We start from the raw sequence: 17,799 nt of genomic DNA on the forward strand, positions 1-17,799 counted from the left end.
CGTCCGGGTCAAGCCCTCCGTGCGAAGCGGCGCCAGGCAGGCGCCGCGACTGTCCGCGATTACCGCGAAGCCGTCTTCTGCCCCGGCCCCTGCAGCAGGATGCGGCGGCCGAAGGCGCGGTCCACGCGGCCCAGGAACTCACGGAACTGGGGATACTCGTCCGCCTTGATGCGGGCGACCGAGAGAGCGACCTCTCCGTCGGCGACGAGCGCGCCGTTCTCCACGCGGTAGCTGAGCTTCACGTGGCCGAACTTCGTGGTCTCCTCCACGGCCTGGGGCAGCTCCGTGACGGTGTAGCCGCCGGGCAGCGTGTAGCGCAGCTTGAAGGTGTTCACCCAGGGGCTCTGCATCACCAGGTCGAAGCGGCGCTCGGCGAGCGACGCGTACGCCTGCTGATAGGTGCGCCCCGTGCCGAAGGGCAGGAAGCGCAGGCTGCCGCCGGGCAGCACCTCCGCGTAGCGCGGGATGCCCATGTTGAAGTCGAGCGTCACGTCGTCGTCCAGCCGGGTGGTGTCGCTGAGCTTCACCTCGCGCACGGTGAGGCCGGGGAAGCTCTGCGCCCACGCGCGCTCGAAGGTGGACTTGCGCGTGGACTCCGGGCGGTAGGCGCGGCGGTAGTCCGGCGCGGACTGGCCGGACACGCTGCTCTGGCCCTTCACGTCCGCGCCGCCGTCCGGACGCAGCGCCACGTCCATGGCCAGCGTCGTCTTGTTGTCGTCCGCCTTTGCCTCCGGCGTGGTGAGGAAGTTGCTGGTGCCGTTGGGGTCCACCACCAGCACGTTGGCGACGCGGTCCGCGCTCGGCAGCTCCTTTGCGCCGTGGAACTCCGCGGTGCCGTCCAGGTACAGGTCGAACTTGGGCACGTACGCGATGGCGTGGTTGAAGGCCGCCAGCGACGCGGGCTCCGCGTCCAGCGCGCCCAGGTTGCGCATGCGCAGCAGCACCAGCCGGCTGTCCACGCCCGCCACCTTCAGCATGGAGTGGATGAGGCTCGCCTTGTCCTTGCAGTCACCGAAGCGGCGGGCCAGCACGCGGTCGACACGGTACGGCTTGAAGCCGTGGATGCCGAACTCCAGCGCCACGTAGCGGGTGTTGGTGACGACGAACGAGTAGATGGCGCGCACGACGGCCAGCTGGTCCTTGCGGTCCACGCCGGTGAGCACCTGGTCCACGGTGGTCTTCAGCTCCGCGTTGGGCTGGAGCTGGTCGCGCACCAGGCCCCACCAGTAGTGGCCCACCTGGTCCCACGTCTTGTACGTGGAGATGTGCAGGTTCTGGGCGACCTCCGCCCAGCCCGGCATGCCCGGCTCCGGCACCACCTTGGAGACGTGCTTCGCGCCGAAGCGGTACACGGTGCGGCCGGACTCGGGGGCCTCCTGCTGCTGCTCCACGCCGGCCAGGCGGCTCTTGTTCCAGTACAGCGGCCGCTCCTTGGGCATGTCCACGACGTACTGGAAGCGCACCTTCGGGTAGACGCCCTGCACGCTCTCCACGTCGCCCCAGTAGTCCGACAGCAGGTTGTCCTGCGCGGTGTCGTCCAGGCGGTAGGTGAGCTCCAGCGTGTCACCGGCGGCGAGCGACGGGAACGACAGCACGCGCGCGCGGGCGTCGTAGTACATGCCCGTCCAGGGCTCGTTGATGTTGCGGTCCGCGTCGCCGTAGCTGTCCACCACGGAGCCGTCCGGCTTCGTCACGCGGGCGCGCAGCACGCGCACCTCCTGACGGTCCGGCGAGTAGGTGATGGGGACGCTGCGGAACGCGTCCACGCCGCGCTGGTTGAACACGCGCACCGCCATCTGCTGCATGCGGCTGGACAGGCCGCTCTTCTGCACGCGCACGTAGGTGTTGTCCACGAGGTACAGGGCGTCCTCGTTCATGTAGCCCTCGGCCTCCTTGGACAGCGGCTTCGCGTCCACGAGGTACTGGGTGCCCGCGCTCTCGGACTCGCCCTTGAGCGTGCGCAGGGCCTCCTTGAGGCCGGGGTTCTGCGGGCGCAGCACCAGCGAGCGCTCGAAGGCGGCCAGGGCGGGCTCCCGCTGACCGGCGGCCAGCAGCGCGCGGCCCTCGCGCTCGTAGACCTCGGGCTCGTCCGGGGAGAGGGCCTTGGCCTCGGTGAAGAGGGCGGTGGCCTCCTCCACGGCGCCGTTGGCGGCCTTCAGCTCCGCCAGCCGCACGCGGCTGCCGTTGTCGAAGGGGTTCAGGTCGGTGAGCTTCGCGTACTCGCGCTCGGCGGCGTCCACCTTGCCCGCGTCCGCGAGCATGGAGGCCAGCTGCCGGCGCGTGTTGGTGTCGTCGTAGCGCAGCGCCAGCACCACGCGCATGCGGTCCATGGCCTCCTGGTCGCGGCCCAGCTGACGGGACGCCGCGGCGGCCACGCGCACCACGCGGGGCACGCGCGGCTGCTGACGGAAGGCCTCCTCCACCAGCGCGTGCGCCCGGGCGCGCTCGCCCAGGGCCTCGGCCGCGCGGGCGAGCAGCAGCCGCGCGCCCGGCACGTTGCGGCCGTCTTCATTCTCCAGGATGGGGGCGAGCAGCGGCTGCACGCGCTCCGGATGGCCGCGGTCCATCTCGTGGTCCGCCAGCGCCAGGCGCGCGGGGGCGTAGGTGGGGTCCGCCTTCACGGCGGCCTCCAGGAAGCGGCGGCGCTCGTTGAGGTCGTCCGTCTGCGTGTTGGCGGCCAGGACCTGCAGGCGCGCGTCGGTGGGCGCGTTCTCCGCCGCGAGCGCGGCCTCGGCGCTGGCGGTGTGCTCGCGCTCGTCATAGGCGCGGAAGAAGGCCAGCACCTGGGCGTAGTCGCCTCGCAGCTGCGCGTCGTCCGGGTTCTTCTCCACCAGCGCGCGCAGCGCGGAGGTGAGGGTGGGCAGGGGCTGCGGCGCGGGCGCGGGCATGCGCTCCAGGGCGGGGGCCTTGGCGGGCAGCGAGGCGCGAGCGGAGGCGGACTCCGAGCGCAGGTAGAAGCCCAGCGGGCCGGACTCCTGGCACACCTTCACCAGCACGCGGTTGAGGCCCTTCTTGAGCTTCACCGACACGCGCGTCTGGTCCGGGCGGGGCAGGTTGTAGCGGTCCTCCTTGGACGCGAGCTGCCCGTTCACCCACAGGCGGTAGCCGCCGGAGGTGCCCAGGCCCAGCGCCACGCGCGTGTCCTGCGGCACCTCCAGCCAGGTGAGCGCGTACGCCACGGACTCCTTGTTGGGGCGCACCGCGGTGGCCAGGTCCACGTAGCCGTCCGCGGACGTGACGGCCAGCTTGCGCCAGGTGGCCTCGTGGCCCTTCGCGCCGGGGTAGCGCGCGGTGAGGTCCAGGTTGGCGGCCTCCGGCCCGAAGTCCGTGTCACAGCCGGCCTTGCCCTCGTTCTCGAAGCCGCCGACGACGTAGTAGTCGTTGACGAAGCCCAGCCACTGGCGGACCTCGTTGGCGCGCACCATCCGGCCGCGCGAGCGCTCCGCGTCCATGAGCAGGATTTGAGCGGTGGTGCGCGTGTTCGCGTCCGCCGTGCGGCGGGAGGCAATCTGCTGGTAGGTGCTCACCAGCGGGGTGAGGTCCTCCACGTCATCCACCAGCGCGTGCATGCGCAGGAGGGCGGCGCCACCGCGCGGCGAGTTGGCGGCCTTGACGGCCTCGGCCGCGTACTCGCGGGCCCGGTCGTCCGCGTTCGGCTTCGCGAGCCCCAGCACGGGGCAGGTGAGCACGACAAGTGCGGCCAGCGATGTGAAACGCGACATCCGTTCTCCTCGAAGTTCGACGGCGCCCGGGGGCAGGCAGGGGGCGATGACGCCAGTGAACAGGCGGACCCGTCACGGCCTTCCCCTGCATGCGGCCCCGGACGGCGGGCAGGCAACCCATTCGCGTCCCACTCTATGCCGGACCGGTGTGGGGCGGGGTGGGCCCGTGGAGGTGACGGCGGAAAAACGCACAGGGCCGGCGCGGGCGTGGATGCCCGTGCCGGCCCTGGTGTGGGTCCCTCCGCGAGGGGAGAGGCGTCAGTGGAGCCTGGTGTAGAGCGCGTTGACGAGGCTGCCGTCGTCACCGCTCAGCTCCCAGAACATCGCGCCGCCCAGGCCCTTGGCCAGGATGTAGTCCGACTTGGCGTCGAGGCTCTGCGGGTCGTCGTAGGCCACCCACACCTTCGTCGTGGGGCTGTAGACGTAGGCCTGCTTGCTCTCCGGGTGGAAGAACTTCGAGTAGCCGGAGCCGGCCTTCTCGAAGCGGGCCTTGAGGTCCTTGTAGTCGAACACGCCGGTGAGGCCGGACTGGCCGTCATCCCAGGTGCCCTGGGTGGGGACGCCGGACTGGAACAGCCCGTTGTTCACGTTGGGCACGTTGCCCCAGCCGCGGCCGTAGAAGGGCACGCCCAGGACAATCTTGGAGGCGGGCACGCCCAGTTGGAGCATCTTGGAGATGGAGCCGTCGGTGTAGAAGCCGTCGTTGGCGCCCGGGTCGCCCGTCACGCGGTTGAGCGCGGAGTGGAAGTTGACCGTGCTCTCGAAGGCGCCGTGGTAGTCGTAGGACATCACGTTGATCCAATCGAGGATGCCGGCCAGCTTCACGGTCTCCTGCTTGTTGGCGAGCAGGTCCGGCGACGCGCCCGACGCGATGGTGAGCAGGTACGACTGGCCCGTCTGCGCCGTCACGGCGGCCAGCTGGGTGCGGAACTCCTGCATGAGCAGGGTGTAGTTCACCTTGTCCGCGGGGCTGCTGATGTTGTCCGGCAGGCCGCCACCGGTGGGGTACTCCCAGTCCACGTCGATGCCGTCGAACACGCCCACGCCGTTGGCCGGGGTGACGCCGGGGAACTGGCCTTTCACGTACAGGTCCACGCAGGACTTCACGAACGCGGTGCGCGACGCGGCGGTGGCGGCCACCTGCGAGAAGTACTTGGACCAGGACCAGCCGCCAATGGAGATGAGCAGCTTGAGGTTCGGGTTCGTCTTCTTCAGCTCCTTGAACGCGCGGAAGTTGCCGCGCAGCGCGCCCGGGTCCCACTCGCCGGGGTAGCCGAAGCCCTTGTCGATGTCCGCGAACGGGTCTCCGAGGATGCACTTGCCGTCCGGGGAGATGTTGGAGAAGGCGTAGTTGATGTGCGTGAGCTTCGACGCCGGCACGTTGGACACCTGGTAGTTGCGGCCGTAGATGCCCCACGCGGTGAAGTATCCGACGATGCGCTTGCCGCCCGGCGGCGGAGGCGTGACGGGCAGCTCCACCACGACGCTCACGGTCTTGGAGCCCACGTTGCCGGCCGCGTCGTACGCGTTCACGGTGTACGTGTACGTGCCGTTCTGCGCGGACGTGGAGATGGCTCGGGTGAACGACGCCGCGGTGGCGACGAGGGTGCCGTTCTCCAGGATCTCCACCTTCGTCACGCCCACGTTGTCCGTGGCGCTCGCGGAGACGGTGAAGGAGCCCGCGGCGGTGAGGCGCGACGCGCTGGCGCTGGCGGTGACGACGGGCGCGGTGACGTCGCCGCTGGAGGGGATGGCGACGGTGACGGTGACCGTCTTCGAGCCCACGTTGCCGGCGGCGTCGTAGGCCTTCACGGTGTACGTGTACGTGCCGTTCTGCCCGGAGCCGGAGAAGCTGCGCGTATAGGACGACGCGGTGGCGACGAGGTTTCCGTTCTCCAGAATCTCCAGCTTCGTCACGCCCGTGTCGTCGGTGGCGCTGCCGGAGATGGTGATGGAGCCTGCGGCGGTGACGCTCGTCTTGCTGCTCGACGCAGAGACGACGGGGGCGGTGGTGTCGCCGCCGCCCGTCACCGGGCCCAGGTCGAGCCACAGCGCCGCCACGGCCACGGGCGTCCAGTCCGCCTGGGACGTATGGGCCTGACGGCACTCATAGAGCCGGCCTTCATAGGTGACGCGCGTGCCCACGGAGTACGCGACGCCCACGGCCCACGCGGCCTCCAGCGGCGCCTTCATCACGCTGCCCGGGCCCCCGGCTTCGGGCGCGAAGGACTCCTGGCCACAACCGGCGACGGTCAGCGCGGACGCCACCAGGCCCACAATCCACTTGCTACGACGCATTCGTGTTCTCCTCGCCTGCGGTACACGCGGAAGGAGTCACGTCCCCATTTTTCCGGGTTAATGGCTGTCGTTGGATTTCGCCTGTCCGGCCACCCAGGTGGTGTGGACGGAAAGGTCCGGCTTGAGCAGCACGAGGTCCGCGCGCTGTCCGGGAGCGATGCGGCCCCGATGGCCATGCAGGCCGATGAACGCGGCGGGGTGGAGCGAGGCCATGCGCAGCGCTTCCTCCACGGGCACGCCGAGCGAGTGGACGCAGTGGCGAACGGCCGCCGTGAGGTCGATGTCCGCGCCCGCGAGCGTGCCGTCCTCGGTCTCCAGCCGGCCGTGGCGGCGCAGGATGGTGCGGCCCTGGAGGGTGAAGGACGTGACGGGCGTGCCGACGGGCGGCATGGCGTCCGTGACGAGGAACACCTTGCCCGGAGGTTTGACCTTGAGGAGCAGGCGCAGGTTGTCCGCGTGCACGTGCACCCCGTCCGCGATGACGCCGCACCAAGCGTCGTCATGGGTGAGCGCGGCGACGACGGGGCCGGGCTGGCGGTTCATCACCGGGGGCATGGCGTTGAACAGGTGGGTGAAGCCGCGCACGCCCGCGTGCAGGGCCTGGGTGGTGCGCTCGCTGGTGGCGGCGGTGTGGCCCGCGCTGAGCACCACGCCGGAGGTGGCGAGGCGGCGCAAGATGGCGTCGTCCACGCACTCGGGAGCGAGCGTCATCAGCACGCGGCCGCCGTGCGCGGCGAAGCGGCGGGGCAGGGCGGTGAGGTAGTCGAGGTCGCGAGGGTCGGGCGCGCGGATGAAGGAGGGCACGTGGACGCCGGCGCGCTCGCGGCTGATGAAGGGGCCCTCCAGGTGGATGCCGAGCACGCCGCTGCCGGGGCGCGAGGTGGCGGTGAGCGCGGCCTCGCAGGCCTCGCGCATGCGGGCGGCGTCGTCGGTGATGAAGGTGGGCAGCAGGCCCGTGGTGCCGCACGCGCGCATGGCGGAGGCGATGGCGAGCGCGGCCTCCACGGTGGGCGTGTCGTTGAAGAGCACGCCCCCCGCGCCATTGACCTGCACGTCCACGAAGCCCGGAGCGATCAGCGTGTCACCGGGCAGCGTGTGCACGGTGGCACTGGGAGGGATTGCGGAAGCGGGGACGACGGCGTGGACGGTGTCCCCTTCGAGAACGACGGCGTGACCTTCGAGGAGCTGGTCCCCGGTGAAGACGCGAGCGCCCTGCAATGCGGTGGGCGTGGGCATCACACGGCTCCCGTGAGCTTGTGCGAGACGACGGCACGCCCTTCGAGTCGCGGGCTTGCGGTGAAGACGCGAGCGCCTTGAAGGACGGTGGGCATCACACGGTCTCCGTGACCTTGCGCAGGTGCGCGGGAGCATCCGGGTCCAGCCCGCGCGCTGTCGCGAGCTGGTGCACCGCGAAGTAGAAGCTCTGCACCTGGCACAGCGGCGCGAGCGCGGCGGGGAGGCCCGGCAGCGTGGGCAGGGATTGCGCGCCGGGAACGGGCAGGGCGGTGTGGACGCTCGCGCCCAGCTCGACCATGCGCTGCACGACGTCGCGGGTGCCCTGGGCGGCGCTGTCCTCCTGGCCCAGGGCGAGCACGGGGAAGCCCGGCCGCACCAGCCCGAGCGGACCGTGGAGGACCTCCGCCGTGCTGAAGGCTTCGGCGTGCATGCGGCAGGTCTCCTTGAGCTTGAGCGCCATCTCCAACGCGGCGCCCAGGCCACTGCCCCGGCCGACGACGTAGAGACTGGTGGCCTCCTTGAGCGTCGCGAGCGCCGGCCACCAGTCGAGCTTGCCCGCGGCCTCCAGTGCGTCCGGGAACCGCCGGGCGGCGTCGTGCAGCTCCGCGGAGTCCGACCAGTGCGCGACGAGCTGGAGGAAGGCGAGCCCGGAGAGCAGATAGGACTTGGTGGCGGCGACGCTGTGCTCGGGGCCAGCGGACAGCGGGACGCGCACGTCGCACAGCGAGGCCAGCGGCGAGGACTCGTCGTTGATGAAGCCCAGTACGACGGCGCCTCCCGCGCGGGCGGCCTCGGTCATGCGCAAGAGGTCGGGGCTCTGACCGGACTGCGAGACGGCGATGAAGAGCGCATCGCGCAGGTCCAGCGAGCGCGTGTTGTAGACGGACGCGACGCTGGGGCCCATGGACGCCACGGCGCGGCCCAGCGTGGTTTCGATGAGGTACTTGCCGTAGACGGCCGCATGGTCGGAGCTGCCGCGGGCGCAGGTGACGACGAAGCGGGGAGGCGTGCGCCGCAGGCGAGCACCCAGGTAGGCGAAGGTGTCGCGGCAGCGCTCGAGCTGGCGGCGGGCCGCGGCCGGAGCCTGGGCGGCCTCACGCGCGAGGGCGGGAAGGGAGGGGGTCGTCTGGGTGGGGTCCACGCGCAGGGGGATAACAGCCTCCAGGGGTGGACGGGTGGAGGAAGGCGCCGGGCGTGATGCGTCCGACATCCCGTGCGGCTCGGAGGCCATGCCGTCAGGCCGGACCTGGAGCGGGCAGGCCCGGGGGCTTCAACGGCCTGCCTTGACGGCGGGGAAGGGGCGGAGGAGAGAGGACGTCATGCTGAAGACCGCCCTGGGCCGTTTCCGCGCTGTCGCCTTCTGGGAGGGACTGTCCTTCCTGGTGCTGCTGCTCATCGCCATGCCGCTGAAGTACGTGCTGCACATGCCCCTGGGCGTGCGCGTGGTGGGCATGGCGCACGGCGTGCTGTTCATGGCGTACCTCTACACGCTGACGATGGCGGCCATCGAGTACCGCTGGGGCGTGAAGCGGATCGCCGTGGCCTTCATGGCCTCGTTCGTGCCGGGCGGGACGTTCTGGCTGGACGCGCAGTTGCGCGGTGAAGACGCGTTGAACGCGGAGAGCCGCGCGCCTACCCGACTGTGACGATGGCGATGCTGACGAAGATGGACCCGTTCAGGATGAGGCCCGCCAACGCGGGCGCGAACACCCGGGCGGGCAGGTAGCGCTTGTGGCGGATGAGCGCCACGAGGCCCATGACGAGCCCGGAGCCGAAGAGCAGGACCAAGGCGTAACCCAGCGGCCGTGAGCCCAGGAGAAGCGGATCCGAGAGTCGTTGGATCAGCACCGCGATGACGTAGAGCCCCCAGCTGCCATGCGCCAGCAGCCTGCCCCCGCGAGCCCGGTTGCGCTCCTCTGGCGTCAACATCGCGAGCCTCTCTTCTCCTCTCCGCGACAAGTCCTTCGCCGCGCAGCATAGACGACCCGGGGGGATTGACCCTTCCAGGGATAAGACCCAACATGTTGTTCGTGGAAGATAGGACTCTGGAGGTCGTATCCGAATATCCACGCGCACCCTCCCAGAAGGTGTGGGATGCGCTGACCGAGGAGGAGCGGGCTCGGATTGTGGAGTCCCTTCCTGGTGAGGTGACCTGGAATGAGATGCCAATGCCTGAAGGGGATTGGCACACCGGCCCGCGCACCTACGTGTGGAATGTGTTGCGCAGGTACTGGGCGCAGCAGTCCCGACGGGCGTACGTGAGCTCCGCGCTCCCCATCTACTATCCAGAGGAGCCACGCTTCGCGCCGGACCTGCTGGTCGTCCTGGATGCGCAGGGCCATCGCCGGAGAAAGTGGGTGTGCAGCGCCGAGGCCCACGGATTGGATTGGGTCATGGAGGTGCACGCGGGCGGAGATCGGAAGACGGCCGCCGAGGACAAGGTGCGGCGCTACGCCCGCTTGGGGATTCCGGAGTACTTCATCCTCGACGGACGGGATTGCACGCTGGAGTGCTATCGGCTCGCGACACCCGACGCACGTGTCTACACACGCCTGGAGCCCAGGCGCGGGAGATATGTCTCCGAAGTGCTGGGACTCGAATTCCAGTCCGAAGGAGGGCGCCTCCAGTTATGGACGAGCTCTACACCCCTTCTGAGCTACAGCGAGCGCATTCTCCAATTGGAGGCCGAGCTCGCCCGGCTCAGGCGAGGGTGAACGCCCTCGCCAACGTCAGTACCTCCACCCTCGCGGCCCCCGCTTCCCGCAGCGCGACGCCCGCGGCCCGCGCGGTGGACCCCGTGGTGAACACGTCGTCCAGGAGCAACACCTCCTGCCCCTTCACCGCCCGCGACGCCACGAACGCTCCAGCCACGTTGCCCGCGCGCTCCGCCTCGCTCAGCCCCACCTGCCGCCGCGTCTCCCGCGTGCGCGTAAGCCAGCCCCCCGGCGCCGTCCGCCCCGTGGCCTTCGCCAGCTCCCCCGCGAGCAGGTGCGCCTGGTCGTACTGCCGCTTCCGGAAGCGCCGCACATGCAGCGGCAACGCCACCACGCACCCGGGCGCGGTCCTCAGGAACCGCCGCGCCTCGTCCGCGAGCAGCGCTCCCAGCGGCGCCGCGAGGTCCGGCTGGTCCTCGTACTTGAACCGGTGGATGGCCCGCGCCACCGGCCCCTCGTGCGAGAACGGCGCCCAGGCCCGGCTGAACGGCGGCGGCACCGTCCGGCAGCGGGGACAGGCGTTCCCGGGAAACGCACCGGGCTCCGCGCACGTCCGGCAACACACCGGCGGCAGCCGCTCCAACGCCGTGTCACACGGCTCGCAGAACACCGCGCCCACGCCCGGCAGCACCTTCGCGCAGGCCAGACACATGGGCGGATAAACCAAATCCAGCAGGGCCTTCCACATCACCGGGACTCCCAGGGGCAGCGCAGCTTCGCGCCCCTCGTGCGAGCCCCGTGCCGCTCACTCCGCCGCGCGGCCGCGCGTCTTGTACGTGAGCACCGGCGCCAGCGTCGCCACCACCCGCACCAGCCCCGCCTCCACCAGGTCCGTCACCACGCGGTCGATGGCCTTGTACGCCGGCGGCGCCTCCTCGAAGAGCAGGTCCCGGTCCTCGCACACCACGTGACTCTTGAAGGACGTGCGGGTCAGCGACTCCGCCGTGAAGCGCTCCTTCAGCCGCTCCCGCGCGGCCGTGCGCGTCCACTTGCGTCCCGCGCCGTGCGCCAGGCTGTGCGCGCTCTGCTCGCCCGTGCCCACCGGCAACACCAGATAGCTCAGCGCCCCCCGGCTGCCGGGAATCACCACCGGCCCCTCGTCCCACGGCGCCGCGCCCTTCCTGTGCAACCACCCCACGCGCCCGCCCTCATGCCGCGCGGTCACGCTGTTGTGGCACACGTCCAACACCCGCCGCCCCGTCGCGCCAATCCCCTCCAGCGCCCGCTGCGCCACCAGCGCCCGGTTCGCCTTCGCCCAGAGCACCGCGCCGTCGTGCCGCGTGAGGTACGCGCGCGCCTCCTCCGAGTCCGCCGCCAGCCCGCCCGCCGCGTGCCGGTCCACGTGCGTGCGCAGGATGGCCTCTCCCAGCCCACGCGACCCCGAGTGCACGAGCAGGAGCAACCGCTCCTCCCGCAGGCCCAGCGCCTCGAAGACGCGCGCGTCGTGCACCTCCTCCACCCGCTGCACCTCCGCGAAGTGGTTGCCGCCGCCCACCGTGCCCAGCGCCGCCTCGAAGCCCGTGCTGCTCGCGCCGTGCTCCGCGAGGACCGCGTCCGTGTCCCCCTCCCACGGCCCCTCCAGGTCCAGCTTCGCCGCCCACCGCTCCGCCTTCGCCTTGCGCGTCAGCAGGTCCACGTCCCACAAGCCCATGCCACAGCCGATGTCGCTGCCCACGAGATAGGGATAGAGGAAGCCCTCGGACTCGAAGGCCGCGCCCACCGGGGCGCCCTTGCCGGGATGCAGGTCCGGCAATCCCACCGCGAGCCGCATGCCGGGCAGGCGCGCCACCGCCTCCAGTTGGCGGATGGCCTCGCCCTCCACCCAGGACTGGGGCGAGGCGATGACGCGCACGGTGGCGGCCGTGGAGGTTTCAGAAGAGGGCGTGTTCATGATGGCCGGTCCCGACGCGGAGCCTTCTCGCGCCCTGACGCCCCACCCGGGCCCGGGCGCCCGGCCCGCCCTGCCGCCTACTTGTGGTAGGGCTCGCCCTTCAGGATGGTGAACGCGCGGTAGAGCTGCTCGATGAGCACCACCCGCGCCAGCCGGTGGGGCAGCGTCATCCGCGACAGCGACATCACCTGATGCGCCGCGCCGCGCACCGACTCATCCAGCCCCTCGTCCCCGCCGATGACGAAGAGCAGGTCCTTCGAGCCTGTCTGCGCCTTGGCGACGTAGCGGCTGAGCTCCACGGAATCCAGCAGCGTGCCGCGCTCATCCAGCGCGACAATCCAGTCCTGCGGCTTGCGCTTGCCCAGGATGGCGGCCGCCTCCGCGGACTTCGCCTCGCCGGGCTTGAGCTTGCGGCCCGACGCTTCGTTCAGCTCAATCAGCTCGAAGCGCGTGTAGTGCTCGAGCCGCCGCGCGTACTCCTGCACGGCGGGCTCGAACAGTCCGGAGCGGTCCTTGCCGATGGAGAGGAGGCGGACCTTCACGGGACTAGGACAGCTTCTCCCGGGGCGCGTCCGCCCACAGGCCGTCCAGGTCGTAGAAGGCGCGCACCTCGCCGTTGAACAGGTGGGCCACGACGTCGTCGTAGTCCAAGAGCACCCACTGGCCCGTCTCCAGGCCTTCCGTGCTGATGGGGCGCAGGGGCTGCTGCTCCTGCTTGAGCTGCACCTGGACGTTCTCCGCCATGGCGCTCACCTGGCGGTCGCTCTCGCCGGAGGCGATGACGATGTAGTCCGCGTAGGACGTCATCCCGCGCATGTCGAGGATGACGACGTCCGTGGCCTTCTTGTCCAGAAGCAGGTTGCCGATGCGGCGCGCCAGCTCGCGCGCCTTCGGGTTCTCCGCGGGCTTGGGCGGCGCGGGCGGGGCAGCGGCCTTCGGGGCCTTCTTGCGCGCGGCGGCGGTCTTCTTGCGCGGCGGCGGACGCAGGCCGCTCTTCGCCTTCTTCGCGGCGGTCTTCTTGCGGGCCGGAGCCCGGGTGCCGGTCTTCGCCTTCGCCTTCTTGGATGCAGGGGTCTTCTTCTTCGTGGCCATGTGGCGGATACCCTATCGCACCCTTGGCAAGCTTCCAGCGCTCCTCTAATGGGTTCCGTCCATGAGCGACGCCCGCCTGGAGCAGTTCAAGAAGATGACGGCCCAGTTCCCAGACGCCCCCATGGCCTGGTTCTCCCTGGGGAAGCTCCACCTGGAGCGCAAGGAGTACGACAGCGCCATCCAGACTCTGGAAACCGCCGTCCGCCTGGACCCGAAGTACGCCGCCGCCCTCGTCTCCCTGGGGGATGCCTACGCGGGGGCCGGCCGGACGGACAAGGCGAAGGAGGTGCTCACCACGGCCCGGGACCACGCGCTCGCCCAGCAGCACCCCAGCCTGGCGGAGGAAATCGACGAGCGCATCGCCGACCTGGAATGACTCTCAGTCCTGGTCACGCCAGGTGAAGCCCACGCCGAACACCTGGCGCGTGTAGCTGAGGCCGTTGCGCGGCAGGCGCGTGCTCCACAGGCCCCAGGACAGCTCCAGGTCCACGCGGGCGGAGACGGGCCGGGCCAGCTTGAGGGACAGCGAGTTCTGCCCCTCGTCCTCCTCCACCAGGACAATCTCCGGCGACAGGAAGATGCCGTCCGGGTAGCGCGCCAGGCCCAGCGTGCCCTGCGCCAGCAGCGTCACCCGCCACGGCAGCCGCACCCCGGCGCTGCCGGTGAGCCGGTGGCGCAGCGCCGTCTCACCGAAGCTGTTGGAGCTCACCTCCTGGAAGGCATACGTGAGCGACAGCTTCACCGGCCCCCGGTACGTGTAGCCCGCCCCCGCCACCAGCGCGCCGTCCTGCCGCCGCCCGGGGGAGGTGCTGACGCCGGGGAAGGGCCGGGCGAAGGGGCCGTAGCGGCGCGAGCCCCACTCGCCGAACACGCTCAGCGAGTGGCGCGGGCTCAGCCGGTAGCGGCCCAGCACCCCCACCTCCGGCCCGCCGAAGTCGGCCGTGTGGTCCGGGCGGTACACGAAGCGGCGCGCGCCCAGGCGCATGCGCAGGGCCAGGCGCACGTCCGGGGCGTACTCGGCGAAGAGGCTGGCGCCCAGGTCCGAGTACGCGCGGCTGCCGCCCCGCCGGTCCTTGGCGTGCCCTTCGGCGCCCACGCCCCACTCGGTGCCCAGGGCGAACGAGCCCTCCAGCGCGCCCGCCTGCACCAGCGTGTCCTCGTTGGCGTAGTCCACGTACTTGCGCCCGCCCAGCTCGTACCGGCCCACCACCTGGGCGCGCTCGCCGGTGCCCTTTCCCTCCGCCACGCCCAGCGCGCTCAGCGCCAGGTCCGTTCCGGGGCCGTGCGTGGCGCCGTCGGAGAAGTCGCGCGGGGCGTTGCTGTCCACGAGCAGCCGGCCGGTGCCCCGGAGCGAGCCCTGCCACTCGGCCGCGCGCGCACCTCCGCCCCAAGGCAGCGCGAGGGCGAAGAGGAGCGGGAGGAGGCGGCGGTCCAAGACGCGCGCACCATACTCCGGCCCGTGGGCCTGCCCCACCCTCGCAAGCGTCCATCCCGGCCGAGTCGCCCCGGGGACACCCGGGGTGCGCCCGCGGTCGGTGACGCCGCACCCGGCCGCCCGGTACATTGCGGCCATGTCTTACGCGTCCTTTTTCGCGGTGGCGGCCGGCCTGTCGCTCACCGCCTGTTCCCCGTCGTCCTTCCGCACGGAGGTCCAGGGCGAGGCGACGGTGCCCGCGAGCCCCGCCGGCACCCCCACGCTCCTGAATGCCTTTCCCGCCATCAGCAGCTTCTCCGCGCTGGACTTCAACGAGAACCAGGACTTCAAGAACCGCGACGTCACCAAGGACGAGGTGTCGCGGGTGCAGGTGAAGTCGATGACGCTCAAGCTCCTCAGCCCGAACGACCAGGGCTTCGACTTCCTGGACTCGCTGGAGGCGGTGGCGCGCGCGGGCAACTCCGAGTCGCGCTTCGCGGCGCGCGACGGCATCTCCGGGCTGGGCTTGAACGCGCCCAACCCCACGCTGTCGCTGAAGGCGGACGGGAACGTGGACCTGCGGCCCTACGTGGCCGCGCCGTCCATGGCCATCATCCTGCGCGGCACGGGGCGCCTGCCGGAGCGCGAGGTGCGCGTGCAGGCGACGGTGGTGCTGGAGGTGGAGGGAGGCCTGCTCTAGCTAGGGGACCAGCGTCTTCGCGCGGCGCTCCAGGGCGCCCGCGCGGCCGTCCAGCTCGCGCGCCAGGGACTCCAGCCGCGCGGCCTCCTGCTCCAGGGAGGACAGGTCCTCCGGCCCGCCCGCGGCCAGCGCCTGGGCCCGCACCGGATCCACCTGGGGCCGCCGGTCACTGGCGGTGACGCTGGCGGACGGGGCCAGCCCGCCCCCGGGCGTCCCGGTGCCTCCTCCGACGGAGGGGTCGCCCGCGTAGTCCGGCGACTCCGCCATCGCGTCCCCCGCGGTCACCTCGCCGTTGCGGCCGCCCCGCTGGGTGGGGGCCACCAGCAGGCCCCGGTCGCCCGCCGTGCGCAGGCGCAGGCGCCGGTCCTGGTCGTCGAACATGGACTCCTCGCCCAGGAAGTCGTTCATGCGCCGGTCCAGGTCGCGCTCCTCGCGCACCTCGGTGATGCGCGCCTTCAGGGCGGCGAGCCGCTGCCGCACCTTGTCCTGGGTGTCGCGCAGCGCGTCCGCCTGCGCGAGCAGGTCCTCGGGGTCATCCCCGCGCGCCGCGCCATCCAGCGCCGGCACCTGCGAGGCGGGCAGCGCCGCGCGCACGGCCTCCCGCTCGCCGCGCACGGACCGCATCTGCTCCAGCAGCCGCGCCCGCTCCGCCCGGTCCGTCGTCGCATCCCACGCCGCGCGCAGCCGCGTCAGCTCCTGGGACAGCGCGCCGTGCAGCGCCAGGTGCGCGCGCTCCACCTCGCCGTCCGCGCCGGACACCGACTGCGCCAGCCCCGTCAGCTCCCCGCTCAGCTCCTGCGAGCGGCGCAGCGCGGACTCCAGCTCGCCGCCCGCGGTGAGCTTCCCCTGGCGCTGGGCCTTGAGGGCTTCGATGCGCGCGGCCAGCCCGTTGAGTTCGTCGCGCAGCCCCTGCTGCCGGGTGCGCAGGGTGCGTGCCTCCGTGCGCGCCGCCTGGGCCTTCGCGCGCGCCTGCTCCAGGCCGGACGTCGCCCCGGCGGGAGCGGCCACGAGCAGGCACAGGAGGAGGGGGAGGACACGCGACATCATCGGGGGGACACCGTCAGCAAGGCGGATGCCAGTCCTTCCCTCCTACCCCGTTCCCAGGTCCGACGGAAAGCGCCCTGGTTCCGGGCACCTGCACGAGCAGGGTGGGGCGGGGTGGGTGGGCCGGACGGTGGAAAGTCATGGGGCCAGGGCGGGGGTGACGGATTTCCGAGGCCCCCAAGGCTCGGGGGCTCGGGCCCCTTCTCAGGGGGTTAACCCTCCTCGGGGCGTTCGCCGCGCGGCAGGAAGCCGTACTTCTCCAGCTTGTAGTACAGCGCGGAGGTCTTGATGCCCAGCAGCCGGGCGGTCTCCGTCTTCACGCCGCCGGCCTTCTCGTAGGCGCGGGCGATGAGCTGGCGCTCCAGGTCCTCCAGGATGTCGGGCAGGGGGCGGTCGCCCTGGGGCACCGGCAGCCCCGCGTCCATGCGCGGCGGCTGGCCGGCCAGGTGCGAGGGCAGGTCCTGCGGGGTGAGCGTCTCGCCCTCGGCGAAGACGAGCGCCTGCTCCATCACGTTCTCCAGTTCGCGCACGTTGCCGGGCCACGCGTGGCGGGTGAGCGCGTGCAGCGTCGCGTCGTCGATGCCGGTGACGCGCCGGTTGACCCGGGGCGCGTGCTTGGCGACGAAGTGACGGGCGAGCGCGGGCAGGTCCTCGGGGCGCTCGCGCAGGGGCGGCAGGGTGAGCGGGACGATGTGCAGCCGGTAGTAGAGGTCCTCGCGGAAGCGGCCCGCCTTCACCTCCGCCTGGAGGTCGCGGTGCGTGGCGCTCACCACGCGCACGTCCACCTTGAGCGTCTCCTCGCCGCCCACGCGCTGCAGCTCCTTCTCCTGGAGCACGCGCAGGAGCTTCGTCTGCACGGAGGCGGGAATCTCCCCAATCTCGTCCAGGAAGAGGGTGCCGCCGTCGGCCAATTCGAAGCGGCCCAGCTTGCGCTTCACGGCGCCGGTGAAGGCGCCGCGCTCGTGGCCGAACAGCTCGCTCTCCAGCAGCGTCTCCGCCAGGGCCGCGCAGTGCACGACGACGAAGGGGCCGTCCTTGCGCGGGGAGCGCTGGTGGATCATCCGCGCGACCAGCTCCTTGCCGGTGCCGCTCTCGCCGCGCACGAGCACGGTGGCGTCGCTGGCCGCCACCTTGCGCACCTGGGCGAGCAGCTTCTGCATGGGCTCGCTGTCTCCCACGATGTCCCGGTGGGTGAGGGCGGCGTCGGCGTCGTGCGCGTCCGTGCGGGCGGTGAGGCGCTCCACCTGGCGGCGCGTGGCGGACAGCTCCAGGCCCTTGTCCACCTTGGCGCGCAGCACGTCCGGGGGGAAGGGCTTGGTGATGAAGTCGTAGGCGCCCTCCTGCATGGCCTGCACGGCGGTCTCGATGGTGCCGAACGCCGTCACCACCATGACAACGGCGCCCGGGTCCGCCTGCTTGAGGGCGCGCGTCACCGCGATGCCGTCCATGCCGTCCATCTTCAAATCCGTGACGACCAGGTCGAAGGGGCCCTTCTTGTACGCGGCCAGCCCGTCCGCCCCGCTCTTCACCGCGGACACGGTGTGGCCGGAGCGGGTGAGGGTGACGGTCATGCCCTCGCGGAGGGTGTCGTGGTCGTCGATGACGAGGATGCGGGCCATGCGCCTGCTCGGGAAGGAAGGGTGGGGTGTCGCCGGGGTGGGCTCCGGCGCGATGCACACGCCAGGCCA

General features: G+C 71.5%; 16 protein-coding genes. 4 read left to right on the plus strand and 12 right to left on the minus strand.

Annotated elements, in window-relative coordinates; all coding sequences use genetic code 11:
* Nucleotides 1–59: 59 nt before the first annotated feature.
* The 4 genes from AABA78_RS34645 to AABA78_RS34660 form a co-directional block, all read right to left on the minus strand.
* Nucleotides 60–3,722 carry a DUF3857 domain-containing protein gene (locus AABA78_RS34645; protein ID WP_338269757.1) on the minus strand — a complete coding sequence of 1,221 codons (3,663 nt, stop codon included), beginning with the start codon at nucleotides 3,720–3,722 and terminating at the stop codon, nucleotides 60–62.
* 258 nt (nucleotides 3,723–3,980) lie between these two features.
* Nucleotides 3,981–6,020, minus strand: coding sequence for a glycosyl hydrolase family 18 protein (locus tag AABA78_RS34650; protein WP_338269758.1), 2,040 nt, complete (start codon nucleotides 6,018–6,020; stop codon nucleotides 3,981–3,983).
* A 57-nt stretch (nucleotides 6,021–6,077) separates the two neighbouring features.
* Nucleotides 6,078–7,256, minus strand: a complete 1,179-nt coding sequence (nagA, locus tag AABA78_RS34655) for an N-acetylglucosamine-6-phosphate deacetylase (protein WP_338269759.1) — start codon at nucleotides 7,254–7,256, stop codon at nucleotides 6,078–6,080.
* A 94-nt stretch (nucleotides 7,257–7,350) separates the two neighbouring features.
* The gene (locus AABA78_RS34660; RefSeq protein WP_338269760.1) at nucleotides 7,351–8,466 is read right to left on the minus strand and encodes an SIS domain-containing protein; all 1,116 of its coding nucleotides are present in this window, start codon (nucleotides 8,464–8,466) and stop codon (nucleotides 7,351–7,353) included.
* 109 nt (nucleotides 8,467–8,575) lie between these two features.
* On the opposite strand from AABA78_RS34660, the gene AABA78_RS34665 reads away from it, so the two are divergent.
* Complete coding sequence (locus AABA78_RS34665; protein WP_338269761.1) at nucleotides 8,576–8,902, plus strand: DUF3817 domain-containing protein; 327 nt, start codon at nucleotides 8,576–8,578, stop codon at nucleotides 8,900–8,902.
* Here AABA78_RS34665 and AABA78_RS34670 read toward each other — a convergent pair.
* A complete protein-coding gene (locus AABA78_RS34670) occupies nucleotides 8,889–9,185 on the minus strand; it encodes a hypothetical protein (protein WP_338269762.1) in 297 nt (98 codons plus the stop codon). The genes AABA78_RS34665 and AABA78_RS34670 overlap by 14 nt on opposite strands.
* Nucleotides 9,186–9,277: 92 nt before the next feature.
* Between AABA78_RS34670 and AABA78_RS34675 the strand changes: the two genes are divergently transcribed.
* Nucleotides 9,278–9,970 (plus strand): Uma2 family endonuclease, encoded by a 693-nt coding sequence (locus tag AABA78_RS34675; RefSeq protein ID WP_338269763.1) that lies wholly within the window; start codon nucleotides 9,278–9,280, stop codon nucleotides 9,968–9,970.
* Here the strand turns inward: AABA78_RS34675 and AABA78_RS34680 are convergent.
* From AABA78_RS34680 to rsfS, 4 genes are all read right to left on the minus strand, one after another.
* Nucleotides 9,957–10,658, minus strand: coding sequence for a phosphoribosyltransferase family protein (locus AABA78_RS34680; protein ID WP_338269764.1), 702 nt, complete (start codon nucleotides 10,656–10,658; stop codon nucleotides 9,957–9,959). The genes AABA78_RS34675 and AABA78_RS34680 overlap by 14 nt on opposite strands.
* Before the next feature lie 57 nt (nucleotides 10,659–10,715).
* Nucleotides 10,716–11,861, minus strand: coding sequence for an RNA ligase RtcB family protein (locus AABA78_RS34685; RefSeq protein WP_338269765.1), 1,146 nt, complete (start codon nucleotides 11,859–11,861; stop codon nucleotides 10,716–10,718).
* A gap of 77 nt (nucleotides 11,862–11,938) precedes the next feature.
* Entirely contained in the window at nucleotides 11,939–12,403 is a 465-nt protein-coding gene (locus tag AABA78_RS34690) for a 23S rRNA (pseudouridine(1915)-N(3))-methyltransferase RlmH (protein WP_338269766.1), read from the minus strand.
* A 4-nt stretch (nucleotides 12,404–12,407) separates the two neighbouring features.
* Entirely contained in the window at nucleotides 12,408–12,953 is a 546-nt protein-coding gene (gene rsfS, locus AABA78_RS34695; RefSeq protein ID WP_338269767.1) for a ribosome silencing factor, read from the minus strand.
* 61 nt (nucleotides 12,954–13,014) lie between these two features.
* Between rsfS and AABA78_RS34700 the strand changes: the two genes are divergently transcribed.
* Nucleotides 13,015–13,329 (plus strand): tetratricopeptide repeat protein, encoded by a 315-nt coding sequence (locus AABA78_RS34700; protein ID WP_120528347.1) that lies wholly within the window; start codon nucleotides 13,015–13,017, stop codon nucleotides 13,327–13,329.
* Nucleotides 13,330–13,332: 3 nt separating this feature from the next.
* Here AABA78_RS34700 and AABA78_RS34705 read toward each other — a convergent pair whose 3' ends face one another.
* Nucleotides 13,333–14,388: a hypothetical protein gene (locus AABA78_RS34705; RefSeq protein ID WP_338269768.1), complete on the minus strand. Its 1,056-nt coding sequence runs from the start codon at nucleotides 14,386–14,388 to the stop codon at nucleotides 13,333–13,335.
* A 136-nt stretch (nucleotides 14,389–14,524) separates the two neighbouring features.
* On the opposite strand from AABA78_RS34705, the gene AABA78_RS34710 reads away from it, so the two are divergent.
* On the plus strand, nucleotides 14,525–15,067 hold the full coding sequence (locus AABA78_RS34710) for a hypothetical protein (protein WP_338269769.1): 543 nt from the start codon (nucleotides 14,525–14,527) through the stop codon (nucleotides 15,065–15,067).
* Here AABA78_RS34710 and AABA78_RS34715 read toward each other — a convergent pair whose 3' ends face one another.
* Nucleotides 15,068–16,114, minus strand: coding sequence for a coiled-coil domain-containing protein (locus AABA78_RS34715; RefSeq protein ID WP_338269770.1), 1,047 nt, complete (start codon nucleotides 16,112–16,114; stop codon nucleotides 15,068–15,070).
* Nucleotides 16,115–16,323: 209 nt separating this feature from the next.
* Nucleotides 16,324–17,730 carry a sigma-54-dependent transcriptional regulator gene (locus AABA78_RS34720; RefSeq protein ID WP_171419662.1) on the minus strand — a complete coding sequence of 469 codons (1,407 nt, stop codon included), beginning with the start codon at nucleotides 17,728–17,730 and terminating at the stop codon, nucleotides 16,324–16,326.
* Nucleotides 17,731–17,799 lie beyond the last annotated feature (69 nt).

The organism is Corallococcus caeni, assembly GCF_036245865.1.
Lineage (GTDB): Bacteria > Myxococcota > Myxococcia > Myxococcales > Myxococcaceae > Corallococcus > Corallococcus caeni.